This window comes from Kitasatospora sp. NPDC024654, assembly GCF_055559155.1.
Map to the genome: position 1 here is coordinate 15,691 of NZ_JBVHLF010000011.1, position 18,882 is coordinate 34,572.

Annotated in this window: 10 protein-coding genes; 7 read left to right on the forward strand and 3 right to left on the reverse strand. The window is 71.2% G+C overall.

Annotation, left to right across the window (positions count from 1 at the left end; all coding sequences use genetic code 11):
* Positions 1-421: 421 nt before the first annotated feature.
* Entirely contained in the window at positions 422-2,452 is a 2,031-nt protein-coding gene (locus ACZ38L_RS09395; RefSeq protein WP_465690888.1) for a SpoIIE family protein phosphatase, read from the forward strand.
* Positions 2,453-2,558: 106 nt separating this feature from the next.
* Positions 2,559-4,952, forward strand: coding sequence for a SpoIIE family protein phosphatase (locus ACZ38L_RS09400; protein WP_465690890.1), 2,394 nt, complete (start codon positions 2,559-2,561; stop codon positions 4,950-4,952).
* A 71-nt stretch (positions 4,953-5,023) separates the two neighbouring features.
* Here the strand turns inward: ACZ38L_RS09400 and ACZ38L_RS09405 are convergent, their stop codons facing one another.
* Entirely contained in the window at positions 5,024-6,784 is a 1,761-nt protein-coding gene (locus tag ACZ38L_RS09405; protein ID WP_465690892.1) for an ABC transporter ATP-binding protein, read from the reverse strand.
* A 903-nt stretch (positions 6,785-7,687) separates the two neighbouring features.
* Positions 7,688-8,230 carry a GNAT family N-acetyltransferase gene (locus tag ACZ38L_RS09410; RefSeq protein WP_465690894.1) on the reverse strand — a complete coding sequence of 181 codons (543 nt, stop codon included), beginning with the start codon at positions 8,228-8,230 and terminating at the stop codon, positions 7,688-7,690.
* 130 nt (positions 8,231-8,360) lie between these two features.
* On the opposite strand from ACZ38L_RS09410, the gene ACZ38L_RS09415 reads away from it, so the two are divergent.
* The 5 genes from ACZ38L_RS09415 to ACZ38L_RS09435 all read left to right on the forward strand — a co-directional run bounded on the left by ACZ38L_RS09415 (position 8,361) and on the right by ACZ38L_RS09435 (position 14,513).
* Complete coding sequence (locus ACZ38L_RS09415; RefSeq protein ID WP_465690896.1) at positions 8,361-8,489, forward strand: hypothetical protein; 129 nt, start codon at positions 8,361-8,363, stop codon at positions 8,487-8,489.
* A gap of 296 nt (positions 8,490-8,785) precedes the next feature.
* Positions 8,786-10,810 carry a S53 family peptidase gene (locus tag ACZ38L_RS09420; protein WP_465690898.1) on the forward strand — a complete coding sequence of 675 codons (2,025 nt, stop codon included), beginning with the start codon at positions 8,786-8,788 and terminating at the stop codon, positions 10,808-10,810.
* A gap of 615 nt (positions 10,811-11,425) precedes the next feature.
* Entirely contained in the window at positions 11,426-12,229 is an 804-nt protein-coding gene (locus tag ACZ38L_RS09425) for a Cof-type HAD-IIB family hydrolase (protein ID WP_465690900.1), read from the forward strand.
* Between the two features lie 254 nt (positions 12,230-12,483).
* Positions 12,484-13,053, forward strand: a complete 570-nt coding sequence (locus ACZ38L_RS09430) for a cysteine dioxygenase family protein (protein WP_465690902.1) — start codon at positions 12,484-12,486, stop codon at positions 13,051-13,053.
* A 47-nt stretch (positions 13,054-13,100) separates the two neighbouring features.
* On the forward strand, positions 13,101-14,513 hold the full coding sequence (locus ACZ38L_RS09435) for an FAD/NAD(P)-binding protein (protein ID WP_465690904.1): 1,413 nt from the start codon (positions 13,101-13,103) through the stop codon (positions 14,511-14,513).
* A gap of 225 nt (positions 14,514-14,738) precedes the next feature.
* Here ACZ38L_RS09435 and ACZ38L_RS09440 read toward each other — a convergent pair whose 3' ends face one another.
* Positions 14,739-18,725, reverse strand: a complete 3,987-nt coding sequence (locus tag ACZ38L_RS09440) for an SGNH/GDSL hydrolase family protein (protein WP_465690906.1) — start codon at positions 18,723-18,725, stop codon at positions 14,739-14,741.
* Positions 18,726-18,882 lie beyond the last annotated feature (157 nt).

Here is an 18,882-nt window from a genome sequence, read left to right on the forward strand (position 1 = left end):
GGCGGCAGCGGGGAGCCGAACGTTCGACACCGCTGGCGTGCGCTGCTGTGACCTGGGCGGTTGATCGCCGGACCGGAAGCGGGGTGCTCCGAAATGGGAACTCGAGTTCGATGGTGGAGCTCTGGCCAGCCGCGGTTCCGTTTCCCGCCCGCGCGCCTCGCCTTCTGGGCCGCCGGCCACGGACCTGTCCGAACACTCGGCGCGCGCAGTGCGGTCGGCTGATCCAGGGGGACTATGGAAGCCGGAGCACTCACTCGACGAGGGGCAGGCTACAGACAGGTGGACAGGCCACGGATCCGGGGCGAGCGGGGTAGCCAGCGTGGTCCGACAGGTGGAAGGAGTGCCTGCGGTGGGCGCAGCCGGAGGGCGTCCGGCTGACGCCGGTCGGCCGGAGGGAAGACCAGCGCAGCCGAGCGGGTTGATGGACCTCCTGGGTGTCGCCGCGGTGTTGCTGGATGCCGGTGGGCGGATCGTCCTGTGGAGCCCGCAGGCCGAGGATCTGTACGGCTACACCGCCGAGGAGGCGCTCGGCCAGTACGCGGCGCCACTGCTCGTGCACGAACAGGACTGGGGCCTGGTGCTCAAGGCGTTCGCCGAGGTCATCGAGACCGGCCGGAGCTGGAGCGGCGCGTTCCCCATCCGGCACAAGGACGGCACCACGCGGCAGGTGGAACTGCGCAACATGCGGTTGCTGGACGACCACGGCGACGTCTACGCCCTCGGGCTCGCCACCGACTCCCCGACGCTGCGCGAGGTCGAGCGGGACCTCGCGTTGTCCACCCGGCTGATCTCCCAGTCCCCCATCGGGCTGGCGATCCTCGACACCGAGCTGCGATACGTGTCCGTCAACCCGGCCCTGGAGCGGATGCACGGCGTCCCCGCGAGGGACCATCTCGGCCGGCACTACCGCGAGGTCATGACCGCCGCGAAGTTCGAGGAGCCCGAGGCGGCCATGTGGAGGGTCCTCCGGTCCGGTGTCCCCATGGTCGACCAGTACACCGTCGTCGGCCGCAGCCCCACCGATCCGGGCAACGAGCACGCCTGGTCACTCTCGTTCTACCGGCTGGAAGATCCCCAGGGACGTGTCCTCGGGGTGGCCGACCTGGTGGTGGACGTCACCGACCGGCACCAGGCGGCCATGGAGGCCGCCCGGGCCAGGCGACGCCTGGCCGTGATCGCCGATGGCACCGCCCGTATCGGCACCACCCTGGAAGTGGATCAGACCGCCCGGGAACTGGCCGAGGTCACCGTCCCCGAACTCGCCGACGTGGTCGCGGTCGACGTCCTCGACTCCGTCCTGGACGAGCATCCCCCGGCCCCTGCGGAGGGCCCCGCGCTCTTCCGCGCCCTCGCGGTCAAAGCCGCCTACCCCACCGAAGCCCTCCAGGCGGCCGATCCACCCGGCCGGATCCTGGCCTACGACGCCGACCACCTGGCCGCCCAGTGCGTGCGCACCGGCCGCCCGATCCTGGTCTCCCACGTGGACGCCACCGACCTCGTCCGCATCGCCCGCGACGAGCACACCGCGCGTGTGCTGGCCCGCGCCGGCGTGCACTCCTACCTGCTGGTCCCGCTCACCGCCCGCGGTCGCATCCTCGGCTTCCTCGGTCTCACCCGTGCCCGCACCCCGGTGCCCTTCGACGAGGACGATCTCGCCCTCGCCACCGAGCTGGCCGCCCGCGCCGCCGTGTGCATCGACAACGCCCGCTCCCACCAGAGCGTGCGCAACGCCGTCGAGACCCTGCAGCGCAGCCTGCTCCCGGACCACCCACCGCGCCTGCCCGGTCTGGAGGTCGCCTCCCGGTACCGGCCCGCACAGGCCAGCTACGAGGTCGGTGGCGACTGGTACGACGTCCTCCCGCTCGACGGTGACAGGACCGCGCTCGTCGTGGGCGACGTGATGGGCAGCGGCATCGACGCCGCCGCCACCATGGGCCGCCTGCGCGCCGCCACCAGTGCCTTCGCCGACCTCGACCTCGACCCCTCCCAGGTGCTCCAGCACCTCGACAAGATCACTTCAGGGCTGGAGCACTACATCGCCACCTGCGTCTACGCCGTCTACGACCCACATCACGCCGAGTGCCGCATCGCCACCGCCGGCCACCTGCCCCCCGTCCTCGTGCGCCGAGGCAGGCATCCCGAACTCCTCGACCTGCCCACCGGCACCCCGCTCGGAGTCGGCCAGGTCCCCTTCGAGACCACCACCTTCAGCCTGGACTCCGGCGACCAGCTGGTCCTCTACACCGACGGCCTGGTCGAAACCCGCCACCACGCCATCGACGAACGGCTGGAAACCCTCCTCCACCTGCTCGACACACCCGACCCCTCCCTGGAACAGACCTGCGACCGGCTCCTCCACGAACTCCGCCGCCCCGCCGACCCCGACGACGTCGCCCTCCTCATCGCCCGCGCCCAGCCCCTCACAGCCGCCCCCGAGCACCCCCGGCCGTGACCCACGCGGCCCGGGGCCCGCGAACGTCCCCCCAGGGCCTGACGCGAACTGGCCGTGCACCCGAGAGATCCTTGAACCAGTGGGTACCCGAAGGCGAGGTGGAACCATGGGCGAGCCGTCGAGCAGCCCCGGAGGTGCCTCCTTCCCGGCCGCGGTGGCTTCGGCCGTGGCGACCGCGGACGGGCTGGTGGCCGGCTGGGGCGCCGGGGCGGAGCAGTTGCTCGGGTACTCCGCCGCCGAGGTCGTCGGCCGGCCCGCGGCGGAGTTGCTCTCCTCGCCGCTCCCGTCGGCCGCTGGGGAGCGGTTCGGCCGACGGGAGGGCTGGGCCGGACGGGTGGGGCTCCGCCATCGGGACGGCAGTGCGGTGACGTGCTCGTTGCGGGCTCAGCCGCTGGCCTGGGGTGACGGGCCGGGCCACTGGCTGTTGGAGGTCCGGGCGGAGCGCGAGCCCGCGGACCGTGGGACGGACCTGCTGATCCACCGGTCGTTCGACAAGTCACCGTTCGCCCTGGCGATCTTCGACACCGGGGGTCGGTTCCTGCGGGTCAACGAGGCCATGGCCAGGCAGATGGCCGCCTCCGAGCAGGAGCTGCGCGGGCTGCGGATCACCGACCACATGGCCGACCCGGCCTTCCAGGAGCCCGAGCGGTGCGTCGACAGGGTGCTGGCGACCGGCGAGCCCGAGTACCTCGTGAACTACGTCAAGGTTCCGGGAGAACCGCGGGCGCACGCCTGGATCGTCCACCTCACCCCGCTGACCGACTCGCTCGGGTCGGTGACCGGCGTGCAACTGGCCGCGCTCGACTTCTCCGAGCAGTACACGGCCCGCGAGCACCTCGCGCTGCTCAACGAGGCCAGCAAGCGGATCGGCAGCACCCTGGACGTGCTCCGCACCGCCCAGGAGCTGGCCGACGTGGCCGTGCCCACCGTCGCGAACTTCGTCTCGGTCGATCTGCTCGACGCCACACTGCGCGGTGAGGAGCCCCCACCGATCCCGCTCGACCGTCCGCTGGAACTGCGCCGCGCGGCCGTCCGATCCGACGCGGAGGAGATCGTCGCGGTCGGTGAGACGAGCCGCTACGCGCAGTTCTCGCCGGTCGCCCGCTGCCTGGCCACCGGCTGCGGCATCGTCGACCGGGTCAGCGGACTGGAGGTCGTGCGCTGGCTGGCCCACGACTCGAAGCGCGCCGCCTGGGTGAACCAGCACCAGCCGCACTCACTGATGGCGGTGCCGCTGCACGCCCGCGGCACCAATCTCGGCGTCGTCCTCTTCACCCGGCTCGCCCCCTTCGCGGCACCGTACGGGCAGGACGACCTGCGGGCCGCCGAGGAACTGGCGGCCCGCGCCGCGGTCTGCATCGACAACGCCCGTCGCTACACCCGCGAACGCACCACGGCCCTGGCCCTCCAGCACAGCCTGCTGCCGCACCGGCTCCTCGAACAGGCCGCCCTCGACGTCGCCGGTCGCTACCTGCCCGCCGACACGAAGGTCGGCATCGGCGGCGACTGGTTCGACGTGATCCCGCTCTCCGGCGCCCGCGTCGCCCTCGTCGTCGGCGACGTGGTCGGCCACGGCATCCACGCCTCCGCCGCCATGGGACGCCTGCGCACCGCCGTCCGCACCCTCGCCGACGTCGACCTGGCCCCGGACGAACTGCTCGCGCACCTGGACGACCTGGTCGCCCGGCTCAGCACCGAACCCGAACCGGAAGCCGAGGCACCCTTCGGAGAACTCGGAGCCACCTGCCTGTACGCGGTCTACGACCCCATCTCCCGCACCTGCTCGGTCGCCAGCGCCGGCCACCCCCCTCCCGCCCTGGCCACCCCGGACGGCGAGGTGGAAGTCCTGGACCTGCCCACCGGCCCGCCCCTCGGCCTGGGCAGCATGCCCTTCGAGTCCATGGAACGCGAACTCCCCGAAGGAAGCCTCCTGGCGCTGTACACCAACGGCCTGGTCGATGCCCGCCATCGCGACGTCGACGCCGCCCGGCACGCCCTGCGCACGGCCCTCGCGGACTCAGCCCCCTCACTGGAAACCACCTGCGACAACGTCCTGAAGGCGCTGCTCGGTGATCAACTCGCCGACGACGTCGCGCTGCTCATCGCCCGCACCCGCGCCCTGGGCGGCAGTCATGTGGCGGCCTGGGACATCCGCCCCGATCCGGCCGTCGTCGCCGAGGCCCGCGCCCAGGCGGCCGCCCAACTCCGTGCCTGGGGCCTGGACGAGCTGGTCTTCGTCACCGAACTCGTGGTCAGCGAGCTGGTGACCAACGCGATCCGCTACGCGGCCCAGCCCATCCAGCTGCGGCTGATCAAGGAACGGAGCCTGATCTGCGAGGTCTCCGACGCCAGCAGCACCGCGCCGCACCTGCGCCGCGCCCGCATCTTCGACGAGGGCGGACGCGGCCTGATGCTGGTCGCCCAGCTCACCGAACGCTGGGGGTCACGCCATACCGGCACCGGCAAGACCATCTGGGCCGAACAGCCCCTCCCCACGTAGGCGCGCTCGGACCCACGCGGTCCTTCGGACACCCTCGGTGGTGGCGGCTCGCCCGGTGATGGCGCGCGGTATCACGTCCTGTCCGCGCCGGATGTCCCGGGCGGGACGGTGTCCCCGTCCAGGCCCGGTGCGGTGTTCGCCGGTTTCAGGGTGAGGACGTGGTCGGCGATGCGGGCGAAGGCCTCGTCATGGGTGATCAGCACGGTGGTGCGTCCCGCCATGAGGTGGCGCAGTGGGATGATCACGTGTTCGGCGGCCTGGGGATCGAGGCCGGCGGTGGGTTCGTCGAGGACCAGGACGGCTGTGCCGCGCAGGAAGGCGCGGGCGATGGCGATGCGCTGGCTCTGTCCGCCGGAGAGTTGGAAGCCGTCGGTGCCGATCCTGGTGTGGTAGCCGTCCGGCAGTGCCATGACGAAGTCGTGGGCGCCGGCGTTGCGGGTGGCGCGCTCGATCTCGGCCTGGGAGGCCTCCGGCCTGCCGTAGGCGATGTTGTCGCGGATCGTGGCGTGGAAGAGGGGCGCCTGCTGGGGCAGCAGGGTGACGGCCTGGCGCAGTGAGGTGAGGGTCAGGTCCCTGAGGTCGTGGCCGTCGAGGCGCACGGTGCCGATGTCCGGGTCGAGGAAGCGGATCAGGAGCTTGGCGAGGGTGGACTTTCCCGAGCCGCTCGGTCCCATGACGGCCAGGACCTCGCCGGGGCGGATGTCGAAGGTGACGTCCGTCAGTACCGGTCGGTCGGGACTGCCCGGATAGCTGGCGCGGACGCCGTCGAAGGACACCCGTCCCTGGACGGTGCCGGCGTCGTGCGCGGTGGGGCTCTCGCGGACTGGGCTGCGCATGTCCAGGAGTTCCAGAACGCGTTCGGCCGAGGCGCCGGCAGCGCCGGCGACCGGGGCGAGCCCGGAGAGCTGCTGGGCCGGCTCGAACAGCTGTGCCATGAAGGCGGCGAAGGCGAGCAGGCCGCCCAGACTCAGCATTCCGCGGTCCAGTTCGACCGCGCCGACGCCCACGACGGTCAGTCCGGCGATCATCTGGAGGAGGTTGAGCCACGGGGGGTAGAGGCCGGCCACGCGCGCGGCGGCGAGTTCGGAGTCGAGCAGGGCCTCGCCCTCCCGGCGCACGCGCTCGACCTCGCGGACCTCCTGGCCGCAGGTGCGGGTGATGACGGCGTTGCGCAGGGTCTCCTCCAGCAGGGCCGTGACACCGCCGGCCCGCCGTTGGACCTGCCGTTCCCGCCGCAGGATCCGACGCCCGAAGAAGCGTGTGGAGAACCAGAACAGGGGAGCCACGACCAGGGCCGCGAGGGTCAGCGGCCAGCTCAGGTACACCGCCGCCGCGGAGAACAGCACCAGACTGAGCAGCGCCGCGCCCCCCTCGATCAGACCGGAGGCGACCAGCTGCTCGATGGTGGAGATGTCCGAGGTGAGCCGGGCCACCAGGTCCCCGCGCCAGCGGCTCTCCAGGGTGTCGGGGGGCAGGGTGTGCAAGTGGGCGACGGTGGCCGTGCGCAGCCGCAGGATGTACCGCTCGGCGATCCTGGTGGCGGTGTAGCCGCCGGTGAAGGTGAACAGTGCCGCCACGGCGGTGACGCCGACCATGGCCGCGGCGAGCGGCCAGAAGGCGGCGAGGTGCCGCGGGACGAGGACGTCGTCGATCAGGTCCTTGAACAGCCAGACCGACGCCACCTCGCCGAACGCGCCCGCGACGAGCAGGCCCGCACTGACCGGCAGCCATCGCGCGTCCGGGCGTACCCACGGCCAGAAGCGTCGAAACGCCTCACGCAACGGGACGGTGGGTGACGCGGTGACCGGTCCCTCGGTGCTGGCCCCGTCCATCGAAGGACCCGAAGGCGGCGCTTCCTCCACGGAGATCCCCCGATCAAGGCGAAGGGGCCGGCGGCGTACCGCCGGTCCCCGGAGATTTGGGAGCATCCCAATTCAGGCTAGACAGGTACAGCTGGTACTGCTACTACCACCAGCCCCAACCGCCGCCGCGCCCGAATCCTCTGCCGTAGCCACGGCCGAAACCACGACCGAAGCCGTAGCCTCCGTAGCCTCCGTAGCCGCCTCCATAGCCGCCGCCACGGCCGCCGTAGCCGCCGCCACGGCCACCACGGCCGAAGTTTCCACGATAAGCGCTCATCATGGTGTCCTTTCTTCGCATCGCCATGCCGCCGGATCCGCCTGCCGATCCACAGGACCAGCGAGGCTCGAACCAGCAACACGAATATGCCGTTTGTGTGGAAACGGACCATCCTTTTGCCCTGTGCACTTGGTGCACCAGAGGCGGACCACTCCCACACCTCCACTATCCGCGATTCTCGGGGAACGCGCACCCGAGGACGAGAACGGCGCACTGGGTGGAACGCCGGCGCCGTGGCGATGCCCTGCGGCAGGGCGTGGAGCACGGCAACCGGACCGGTCTCGCGCTGCCCCCACCCGCGGAACCGGCCGCCGCTCGTCGACGCGGTCACCGCGCTGCCCGAGCCGCGGGCACGCGCTCCACGGAGCATCCGCCCGCCGGGTGAAGGCGGGGTGGAACTCGTCCCGGAAACGTGACGGTCCGGCGAACGCATCCCGTCGCACGCCATCGCGCGGCAGACCCACGGCCGCGTACCGATCGTGGGTGCTCCTCGGCCGGGACGCATGATCAGGCGAAGTCCGCTTCCACGTACGGCAGTTGCCGGTACGAGTGGTCGAGTTCGGCAGGCGTTCGAGGCGATTGCCCGAAGAGTCCGGCTAGGTCGGTCCGCCGGCGAGGTCGCCCGGGCGCAGTCGGTAGACCTGCAGGCTCAGCCCGTAGTACTTGTTGGTCTCGCCGACCCACTGCATGCCCAGCCGCCGGGCCATCGCGATGGCCCGGGTGTTGCCGGGCCGGGCAACCGCGAAGAGCTCGTCGGTGTCCTGGGTGAAGGCCCAGGCGGCCAGTGCGCGGGCGGCCTCGGTGCCGTAGCCCTGGCCCCACGCGTCCGGGGCCAGCTGCCAGCTCATCTCCAGGTCGTCCTCGTACGGGGGTAGCAGCCGGATGCCGAGGCCGCCCACGACCGTGCCGTCCGCCTTGCGCTGGACGGCCCAGCGGCCGCGCGGGGGCGGCAGGTTCGGTTGCGCCTCGGCCCAGGCCTGCAGTACCGAGCACATCGCGGCCAGGTCCCCGACCTGCTCCATCACCGGGGTGAGCCAGCGGGCGACGTCGCGGGTGCCGTAGATCGTCAGCGCGTCCTCGGCGTCCTCGGCGGTCCAGTCCCGGATGATGAGTCGATCGGTGGTCAGTGGGGTGTTCATGGCCCGGCACCCTCCTCGGGTCCTTGTGCTGGCCATGATGCCGCCGCCCATGGCTTTCCCGCACCCGCGTGACCGCGACCGGCCGATGGGGTGCCCGGGCCCGGCTCGGCTACCTGAAGGCGGCACTGGGATGGCCGCGTTCGGGACGTCCCGGGCCAGGGGCACCTACCTGCGGGCACGCCACGAACGGCTGACCTCCCGCCGCGGCCGGATCGAAGCACAGGTCGCCGTCGAACACCCGATCGGCGCAGCGATCTGACACGTGTTCAGCGCCGGCGTCCCGTGTCACGAGCACGGAGCTCGGCGGAGATGGCCCCGACCGGGTCGGGCCCTGCCCGGAAGCGCCCCGCCTGCTGGTTCGCGCCTCGGAGTCGCACAGGACCGGCTGTGCGCGCCCCCGGCCCGTCTGGCGCTGGACGGCACCCTGGACTCCTTGCGACTCATGCAATAGCATGCCGCACATGTGATATTTCACATGTCTTAAGGCACCGCCCCTCTCAGCGCAAGGCCCTGTTCTGCACGGAAGGCACCCCCACTTCAGCGCGAAGGAGCAGCATGCCCCACCGAATGGCGCGCAGTCGCCGCACGGCCGTGTCCGCCGCGTTGGCGCTCGCCCTGAGCGGCGCGGCGGCGCACGTCGCGGCCGCATCGGCACACCCTGGGCCCGCCGTCCTGGCCGGCAGCCAGCCGTCCTGGGCGACAGCGCGGGCCGACCAGGGTGCTGTCCCGGCGAGCAGCGGGATCTCCATCGAGGTCCTGCTGAGCGGCCAGGACCCGAGCGGCCTGGCCGCCTACGCTCAGGCGGTCTCGTCCCCGAACGGGCCGGAGTACCACCACTACCTGACACCGGCTCAGCAGAGCGCCCGCTTCGGCCCGTCCGCCGCGCAGTCCGCCGCAGTGCGCGCCTGGCTCACCGCCTCCGGGTTGAAGATCACCTCGTCCACGGAGCAGTACGTCGCCGCCACCGGTACGGCCGCGCAGATGACGGCGGCGTTCGGTACTCCGCTGCACGACTACGGCGTCGACGGCCACACCTACTACGCGCCGCAGCACCCGGCGACCGTCCCGGACTCCGTGGCCGACGCGGTGCTCGGTGTCGAAGGACTCGACGACGCGCCACACGTCAACAAGCCGGCCTCGGCCCCGGCCGTCGCCCCGAGCGCCGGCGCCAAGCTCGTCACGGGCCCGAACGGCGCACCGTACATCGGCGTGACGCCGTGCACGACCTACTACGACCAGAGCGCGCCGAAGGACCTGCCCAAGGCCTACGGCGCCCACCAGCCCAGCCCCATGTGCGGCTACCTGCCCAACCAGCTACGCGGCGCGTACCAGGTCCCGCAGAGCGGTCTGAGCGGCGCGGGCGCCACGGTTGCCATCGTGGACGCCTTCGGCTCGCCGACCATCGAGTCCGATGTGGACACGTTCGACAGGTACAACGACTTTCCGCAGTTCAAGCCGGGACAGTTCACCGACCTGAGCACCCCGGCCGACTTCTACGACCAGTCCGCCTGCGGTGATTGGACGCCCGAGGAGTCGCTCGACGTCGAGGAGGTACACACCATGGCGCCCCAGGCGAAGATCGACTACGTGGGCGCGAACTCCTGCAACGACGTCGACTTCATCGCCGCCGAGTCCGACATCGTCGACAACCACCTCGCGGACATCGTCTCCGACTCGTACACCGAGGACCTCTACGACACCAACGGCAACACCTCCCCGGCACTCATCAACGCCTACGTCCAGGTGTTCGAGGAGGGCGCGGCCGAGGGCATCGGCTTCTACTTCGCCTCCGGCGACTGCGCCGACGACGCCCCGGCGATCGTGGGCAGCGGCGTCAACTGCGACACCTACTCCTCCGAACCGCAGACCACCTTCCAACCCTCGATCCCGTGGGTGACGGCGGTCGGTGCGACGGCCATCGCGATCGGCAAGGGCCGGAACTACGAGTTCGAGACCGGCATGGGCGACTCCGAGGCGACGCTGCAGAACGGTGCCGCCTGGTCGAGCCTGCCCGGCACGTTCAGCTTCGGCAGCGGCGGCGGCACCAGTGACCACTTCGCCCAGCCGTGGTACCAGAAGGGCGTCGTGCCGGACTCGCTCGCCGACACGCTGCTGACCGGACAACCGGCGAGCCAGCCGATGCGCGAGGTGCCGGACGTGGCCATGGAGGGCGACCTGCTGTTGACGACGATGGTCGGCTTCACGCAGAAACTGCCCGACGGCACCACCGGCTTCGCCGAGCAGGGCTACGGCGGCACCAGCATCGCCTGCCCGCTGTTCGCCGGGGAACAGACCGACGCCGAACAGGCACTGGGCTTCCCGATCGGCTTCGCGAACCCGGAGATCTACGCCAAGTACCAGTCGTTGGGCAAGCGGGCCTTCCACACGGTCACCGACGACCCGGGCGGCCGGACGAAGGCCGTGGCCTACGACGACGGCGTCAAGAACGGCGTGCGGCAGGGCCGGCTCTTCACCCTCGGAACGGACTACACGCTCAAGGCCACGCCCGGCTACAACGACGTCTCCGGTGTCGGCTCGCCGACCCTGGGATACCTGGAGTCGTTCAAGCACCAGGGCTGACGGGTCGCCAGGGGCGGACTGCGGAGGACGAGGGTCCGAAGCGGGTGACGTCGATGCGGCGGGAGTCGGGCTCCCGCCGCATCGACGGCAGAGAGTAGCGGGGGGCCGTTGCTTGTGGCGTCACGCCAGAGGGGGGGGGGGGGAGGGGGGCCGGAGGGGGGGGGGGTGGGGGGGGTGGGGGCCCCCCCCCCCCCCCCCCCACGGCAGCGAGCGCCGGGAGCCTGTCGCTTGTGGCGTACCGCCGGGAGTGGGCGGAGGAAGTCGCCGAGTCGGTCGCGTCCGCGTACGTCGAGGCGTGTGGTCTGCTCGGGGTCGGTGATCGGTTGGGGAGTAGCCGTGGCGGCCTTCTCGCGTTCGCGCCGCCCGCCCGTTTCCGCGTGGTCGATCGTCTCCGCGATGTCCCCAACCATGTCCGGCCCAGGAAAGGCTTGGAACCATTATATGTTTGCAGTCGTTCTCAATACCGTGGGTGATGCCTGACGGGTCCGCAGCACAGGGCTCGGCTGTGATCCGGGGCCGGCGAAGGGAACCCCGGGGGATAATGGAGCAGCACGCGCCCGCTGTCGTTGCCGCTCCCCGCCCGGGCCGGCCGCGACCAGAGCTCATGGAGGCGCCATGCCACCCCCTGCGATCCGCCTGCTCCTTGCCGACGTCGACGGCACCCTGGTCACGGATGACAAGGTCCTGACCGACCGCGCCGTCCAGGCGGTCCACAAGCTCCACGGCGCTGGCATCCTCTTCGCGGTGACCAGCGGGAGGCCGCCACGCGGCATGTCCATGCTCGTCGAGCCGCTCGCGCTGACCGCCGAACTCGCCGCCTTCAACGGCGGTCTCATCGTCAAGCCGGACATGACCGTCGTCGAGCAGCGGGTCCTTCCCGCGGAGGTGGTGCCCCCGGCCGTCGCGCTGATGGAGTCGTTCGGCCTGAGCGTCTGGATCTACCGGGGCGCTGACTGGTACGTCCGCGACGTGACGGGGCCGCACGTGGACCGCGAGAGCTGGACCGTGCAGTTCACGCCCACGCTCGTGCCCGGCTTCGACGGGCTCGAGCAGGACGTCGCCAAGATCGTCGGGGTCAGCGATGACCACCAGGTCGTCGAGGCGGCCGCGGTCGCGGCTCGCGCGCAGTTCGGCGATCGTGTCTCGGCCGCCCGCTCCCAGCCCTACTACCTCGATGTGACCCATCCGCAGGCCAACAAGGGCGGTGTCGTCAAGTACTGGTCCGCCAAGCTCCGGATTTCCTCCGACCAGATCGCCACCATCGGCGACATGCCCAACGACGTGCTGATGTTCGCGCACTCGGGACTGTCCATCGCGATGGGCAACGCCAGCCCCGAGGTTCAGCGCGCGGCGCGGCGGGTCACGACGAGCAACGAGGAGGAGGGTTTCGCGAACGCGGTCGAGCAGTTCATCCTTTGATCCGCGTCGCCGCGAGTTCCGAGTTCCGCTCGGTGGGCGCGCGTGACTTGGCGCTGTCCCGAGGATGCCGGCCGGCTCTCCGGGACCCAACTTCTGCTTATGCAACGGGACGTGCCGACATCGCGACGGAGTGTGACCGCTGCCGTGCTCCCCGGTCCACTCGCGGCGCGCCACCCGATTCATAAGCCCTGCTTGGCAAGGGGCTCACGATTCATTGTTGGACATGACAGCACGGTCGGCCCGATGTTGGCGGTATGACGTCTCCCACTGCGTCCGGCGCAGTCGTCGCCAGGGTCACGGCGCGGATCGACGACCTCGTCGTCGGGATCCGTGAGGTCATCCAGCGCGGCCTGCCACCGGAGTTGACGGCCCATCTGGTCGGTGAGTTACTCGCCCCCGTCCTCGACACCGCGGATCTGCTCACCGCCGAGCAGCGCGAGGGCGACCCCGACAGCTACCGGCAGCACGTGCTGCACGCCGAGCCGGACGGCAGCTTCTCGATCGTCGCGCTGGTCTGGCTGCCCGGTCAGCAGACCCAGATCCACGACCACGTCTCCTGGTGCGTCACCGGTGTCCACGAGGGGCAGGAGCGCGAGCGCCGCTACCGGCTGATGACCGACGGACGGACGTCCCGGTTGATCCCGACCGAGGACGTGGTGAACCCCACCGGCGCGATCGCCGCCTTCGCGCCGCCCGGCGACATCCACCGGGTGCGCAACTCCTGTTCGACCAAGGCGATCTCGATCCACGTCTACGGCGCGGACATCGCCCGGCTGGGCACCAGCATCCGCCGAATCTACCGCGCGCCCGAGGGCGAGCAGTGAACCCCCTTCCGGTCGCGGGCAGCCGCTTGGACAAGGACGCACTCCCTGTGAACCACAGCCGTACCTCTCACGACATCGCAGTGGTGGGCGCGGGAGCCGCCGGTACCCTGACGGTGCTGCGCCTACTCCGCAACATGGCCACCGGCCGGCCGGGGCCGGCCCGGATCTGGCTCATCGACCCCGAACCCGCGGGCCGGGGACTGGCGTTCGGTACCGACGCTCCGCACCACCTGCTGAACGTCCCGGCCGGCGGGATGAGCGCCCACCGGGACGACCCCGGCCACTTCGTGCGCTGGCTCGGCGACCGCGGCGGCGAGCACGACTTCGTGCCCCGGAGCCTCTTCGGCCGCTACCTCGCCGAGAGCCTTCAAGCGGCGAGCGACCGCGGTGACACCCCCGACCTGGTCCGGGTGCCCGACCGCGTCGTCGGCATCACCCACCGGCCGAAGTCGGGCGCCGCACCGCTGAGCCTGCGGCTCCGCGGCGGCCGGACACTCGACGTCGACGCCGCGGTGCTGGCCCTGGGCAACTTCGCGCCCGGTCTGGCCTGGGCACCGCCAGCGCTGCGCGCCTCGGGGATGCTCCTGGCCGACCCCTGGGCACCCGGTGCCCTGACCGCGGTCCCCGAGGACCGCGACGTCCTGCTCGTCGGCACCGGCCTGACCATGGTCGACATGGCGCTCAGCCTGCAGCGCCCCGGACGAATCGTGCACGCGCTGTCGCGGCACGGCCTGGTCCCCCAACCGCACGCCACCACCCCGCTCGTCGTCCCGGCCGCCCCGGAGCTCGACGCCCACTCGGGAGTGGTCGGGCTGCGCCGGGCGGTGCTGCGCCAGATCGCCCACTGCCGCCGCGTCCACGGGGACTGGCGGGTGGGGGTCGACAGCCTCCGCCCTGTCACCAGCGCTCTGTGGCAACAGCTTCCACCCGCCGACCAGGCTCGGCTGCTGACCCAGGACCTCCGGCTCTGGGAGACCCACCGCCACCGGATCCCGCCAGTCAGCACCAGGGCCCTGCGCACCGCCGTGGACGCGGGTCTGGTCAGCATCGGCCGGGGCACCGTGGCCGACGCCGAGACCCCCACCGGCACCCCCGGCGATGTCGTCGAGGTCCGGTTGGACAACGGCCGCCGGCTGCGGGTGGGGGCGGTGCTGAACTGCACCGGCTCCGAGGCCGACCTCACCCGGATCGACGACCCCCTGGTCACCGACCTGCTCGACGCCGGCCTCGGCACGCCCGCCCCCGTCGGCGGCGGTTTCGACACCACCGCCCACGGCCAGCTGCGCCCCGCGGGCGACCGGGCGCCGGCACCGCTGTGGACGCTGGGGTCGCTCCGGCGCGGCAACCTGCTGGAGACGACCGCCATCCCGGAGATCCGTCGCCAGGCCGACGACCTCGCCCTGCTGCTACTGGACCGCAGCGCGTTGGGAACGCGGGGCGAGCCGGCACCGGCCCGCTGAGCCGGCGTGGCCTGAAGGTGTCAAGACTCCGAGTCGGCGCACGTCACGAGCATCACCCCGACGTGGCACGGAAGTTGGAGATGGGCGGCTTCTTCCACCAGCCGGCCGGCGGCCCTGGTCGCGTGACGCGGGTGACGGGAACCGCCGCGGCGATCGGCCCCTGAGGGCTGATGATCGCCGCGGCGGCGGGCCTCCGGCAGTCGCCGGTCTCCTGCTCTCCTACCGTCACATCCTCATGGTGCGAAGCGTGGCGTCCGCCGCCTTGGCGTAGTTGGCCGCCCCCGCGACGGTCGGGTGGAAGGACTGTTGGGAGGGGATCTTTCCGTTCTCTCCCGGCGAGTCCGACGTGACCAGGTCGTTGATCGTCTGCGGGTTCCCGCAGACGGCCTGGCCGGCGAAGGCCGATGACGGATCGGAGAAGGTGACGTTGATCCCGTCCGCACTCGCCGTCGCCGCGGCGGCCTTCATCGAGGCGTCGAGCGTCGTCCCCGTCTGGTCCATCCAGGCGGCGTCGGGGGAGATGTGCGGACTCGCCAGGATCTCGGCGACCGTGGCGACCGACCCGAGGACACCACCCACGCCCGGGATGCCGAAGGCGCCGATCACGGCTGGGGTGATCTTGGGAAGGATGCAGGTTCCCACGGCGGAGAAGAGCGGCGGGTAGCCCATCAGGAGGATCTTGGCGTTCGGTGCCCGCACATGGATCTCGCTCAGCACCTCGGTGATCGACTGCCGCACCGGTCCGTTGATCAGAGCGGGCTCCGCCGTCGCCAGCGAGGAGGTGTCCCCGTCCATCGTCGTGTCGGCGCAGTCGTCGTAGACCAGGCTCTTGATGCACTGCTCGAGGACGCTGACGAAGCGCGAGTCGTTGCCCCCGATCGAGAGCGTGACCAGCGTGGTGTTGTCGTCCAGATAACCCTGGTCCATCTGCGGCAGTTCGCCGTTCTCGTCCTGTCCGGCGAGCCCGAAGGCGTTCTTGGGAGAGTAGACGGAGAGCAGGTTCTGGGTGCGGGCTCCCGAACAGGCGATGAACTGGTAGTCCATGTCCGTGTTGTTCGGGTCGTCCGCGCGGGCGCCGATGGTCTGGCTGGAGTCGGCCAACGTGGACTGGCGGGACCAGGAGTACGGCGAGCGGTGGCAGAGGTCGGCCGAGGTCTTGCCGCCGTCGACGTCGGTGTTGGTGTAGTAGGTGCCGGTCCCCTCGCCCGAGGAGTACGAGTCGCCCATCGCGACCACGAAGTCCTTGGGCTTCGCGGGCAGTGGCTTGAACGCCATGGCGTCCCAGGCGATGTCGTCGTCGGCGGTGCCGTTCTCGGCGGTGTTGGTGAGCACCGCCCCCTGGAAGTCCGAGCCCGGGACGAAGTCGAACACCCCGAGGTCGACCCAGCGGTTCATGTTCCAGTGCTGGTCGACCACGCGGGACTCCACCGTGCCGTTGCCCAGGTGGACGGTGTAGGTCGCCTGGCCGGTGGTGGCACCGGTGTCGGGCACGTGCACCATCACCCTGGTCCAGGCGTTGATGCTCCTGTTGAGCTTGTAGGCGCCGCTCACCTGCATCCAGGCGCCGTTGTGGTCATCGTTGCGCGTGTGCGCGAACCAGAAGTGCGCGCCGAAGCCGCCGCCGATCTGGTGCAGGTCCTCCTTGGCCTCGTAGTGGTTGGACGAGTCGGCCAGGAAGCTGAAGCCGAGCGTGCCGGAGTCGGTCCACCACTTCGTGCAGGGCCCTGCCATCGGCGGTACGGCGCCGCTCACCGAGTCGATGATCAGGGAGCCGCTGGGCAGACCCGAGCTGCCGCAGTCCGGCGGGTCGATGCTGCCGTTGCCCGGTTCGACCCGCAGGGTCTTGTACGTGAGGTACTCGTTGCCGCAGTCGGTGCTGCAGTCCTTCCAGGTGACCGCCTTGGTGTACCACAGGCCCTGGAAGCAGCTCAGCACGGTGCACTTCGGCGGATTGGTCGAGTCGCACCCGTTGGTGCTGTTGCAGAACGCCGACAGCGGGGGCTTCACGGTCTCCCGGTCCGCCGAGTTGATCCACCACGCGGCCGAGTAGCCCGCTGTGTTGCCGTTGTTGGGCTTGCCGGTGTCGTCGAACGAGAGCCCGGTGTTGATCGGCCAGGCGGCCCAGCCGAGCACCTTCTCCTCGTACGGCCACTTCTGCGGGCTGGCGGCGTCCGCGTAGTGGTTGTTGTCGAGGAACGGCAGCCGGTTCTGGTCGTAGATCGGGTTGGCCGGGTTGTTGCCCCAGCCCAGCCCCCAAGGGCCGGTGGCGCTGTAGGAGTTGAAGCCCTCGTTGTAGTCCCAGGCCGCGGCGAACCAGTTCTCGATCTTGGACGGGTCGTCGTTGTTGATCGTGATCGGTGCCGGCAGCGAGGGCGAGTGCAGCTCGTTCCACTTGTCGGCCAGCGTCTGCGCCGCGACCGCGATGTTGGAGGCGTAGTCCAGTGCGACGGCCTTCTGCTGGGCGGCCGGCCACACCTTGTCGCCGGTGCGCAGCCAGTTGCTGGAGTGCATGCCGTCGGTCTGCTGGCCGATGCCGTAACCGCAGTCGACCGTGTTCCAGTCGATCTGCCACACCAGATCGGGGTAGTTCGGGTCGTACGGCAGGCTGCCGTAGAAGTTGCCGACCAGCGGGTTACCGGTCTCGCCGGGCTCCGCGTGCGAGGAGGCCTGCCAGAGGTTGGACTCCTGCGCCATGATGCCGAGCAGGACCTGGGCGGGGATTCGGCCACCGCCGGCCAGCGCGGGCAGCGGGAACATGCCCTGGGGGTTGACCGTGCCCAGGCCGTCGGCGCTGCGCCAGCCGCCCTGGCTCAGCCAGTTGCTGGTCAGGTCGCCGCGGACGGCCATGTCGGCCGCCCACTCGACCTGGTTGGGCGTGGGCTGCAGCGCCTGCTCCGCCGGGTCGTTGCGCGGAATCGCGCAGCCCCGATCGTCGTCGATGGTCGAGGTCGGCGAGCCGCTGGGAATCGCTGCCGTTGCCGCGCTTCGCGGTGCCGTCGCGGCCCGTGGCGCTGCCGCCGCGGACGGCGCCGGGGCGGTGGCGGAGGGCGCGGCCAGTGCTGGTGACGGCGTGTCGGTGCCACCCGCCTTGGCCGGGCTCGGGGCCACGCTGAAGTCCACCGACTGCTTGGTGGCCGGCACCTCGGTGTGGATCTTCACCTGGGCCGGCTGCTGGCCACGCGGCTCGGGGGCGAGCGGGTTCTGGGTGTGGGCCAGCACGTCGGTGGAGACGGCCGTGTCCACGGCGAGCGCGCCGTGCGTCGAGACGGTGGCGTCCGGGGCGACCGGGAGCTGCGTCATCCCCGTGGGCAGCTTGGTCTTCAGTTGCGGCTTGCCGGTGAGGAACACCCGGCCGTCACTGCCCGCGTGGAGCTGGACGGTGCCCAGCGCGCCGGAGGCGACGGTGGTCTGCTTGCCGGCGGTCAACGAGTGCACCCGGGTGGTGCCGTCCGCCGCGTCCAGGTAGTCGAGGCCACCGGCGGAGTCCGGGTGCAGGTCGAACGCGGAGCCGGTGGTGGCGGCCACGCTGCTGGCGTGGCCCGCGGCGTCGAACTTGGTGAGCGTGCCGGCCTGGGCGGCCACGATGCTGCCGCCGACCGGCACCGGCGAGGTGAACTGCCCGGCCGCGGTGACCTGTTGAGTGACCTTGCCGGTCGTGGTGTCGACGGTCAGCAGCCGGGTCTGGGTGTCGTGGTCGTCGCTCTGGCTCAGTACCGCGCTCTCGCCGGTGCCACAGCCCGGGTCGTAGTAGGCCAGCGAGACCTGCTCGGGTAGCTTGGTGACCTGGCCACTGGTCAGGTCCACGATCGCGGCGAAGCCGCCGCGCCGCATCAGCTGCTGGTCGTTGGTGAACTCCCGCGGGGCGTAGACCACCACGGCGCGCTGACCGGAACCGGTCACGCAGGAGTTGCCGATCCACTGGTCGGTGTCGAAGCCCGGCTCTTCGAGCGTGGCCACCGTTCGCCAGGCGTAGGCCTGGCTGCTGTCGGCGGCCAGCACGTGCAGGCCCTGCCCGTCGCCGGAAACCGTGACCGCGCGGTCCGCGGAGGTCTGCCAGCCCTTGGCCAGCGTCTTGTCGGGCGCGGCCACCCGGTCGGTGGCGGCGGGCACCGCGCCGGCGGGCGCGCCGGCGGCCGCGGTGGTGGACGGCGAATCGGCCTGCGCCACCGTGCCGGGCAGCACGGAGGCGAGCAGGCCGGCCAGCGCGAGCACCGGATACAGCCTGCGGCGCAGGTGTGAGGAGCGGCGGGGCGGTGGCCCCGCCCTCACTATGTGTTGCACTGATACCTCTGAGGGCTATTTGGGTCCCATGAACGGGACAATTCGACGCCCGCGGCGGTCGGCCGCCGGGCGAGGAAACAATAGCGGT

Excerpts from the sequence above, each read along its gene's own strand:
- ACZ38L_RS09430 (WP_465690902.1), top strand. The coding sequence starts at position 12,484 with ATGACGTCTCCCACTGCGTCCGGCGCAGTCGTCGCCAGGGTCACGGCG.
- ACZ38L_RS09410 (WP_465690894.1), bottom strand. The coding sequence starts at position 8,230 with ATGAACACCCCACTGACCACCGATCGACTCATCATCCGGGACTGGACC.
- ACZ38L_RS09405 (WP_465690892.1), bottom strand. The coding sequence starts at position 6,784 with ATGGACGGGGCCAGCACCGAGGGACCGGTCACCGCGTCACCCACCGTC.
- ACZ38L_RS09400 (WP_465690890.1), top strand. The coding sequence starts at position 2,559 with ATGGGCGAGCCGTCGAGCAGCCCCGGAGGTGCCTCCTTCCCGGCCGCG.
- ACZ38L_RS09420 (WP_465690898.1), top strand. The coding sequence starts at position 8,786 with ATGCCCCACCGAATGGCGCGCAGTCGCCGCACGGCCGTGTCCGCCGCG.
- ACZ38L_RS09425 (WP_465690900.1), top strand. The coding sequence starts at position 11,426 with ATGCCACCCCCTGCGATCCGCCTGCTCCTTGCCGACGTCGACGGCACC.
- ACZ38L_RS09415 (WP_465690896.1), top strand. The coding sequence starts at position 8,361 with ATGGCCGCGTTCGGGACGTCCCGGGCCAGGGGCACCTACCTGCGGGCA.
- ACZ38L_RS09395 (WP_465690888.1), top strand. The coding sequence starts at position 422 with ATGGACCTCCTGGGTGTCGCCGCGGTGTTGCTGGATGCCGGTGGGCGG.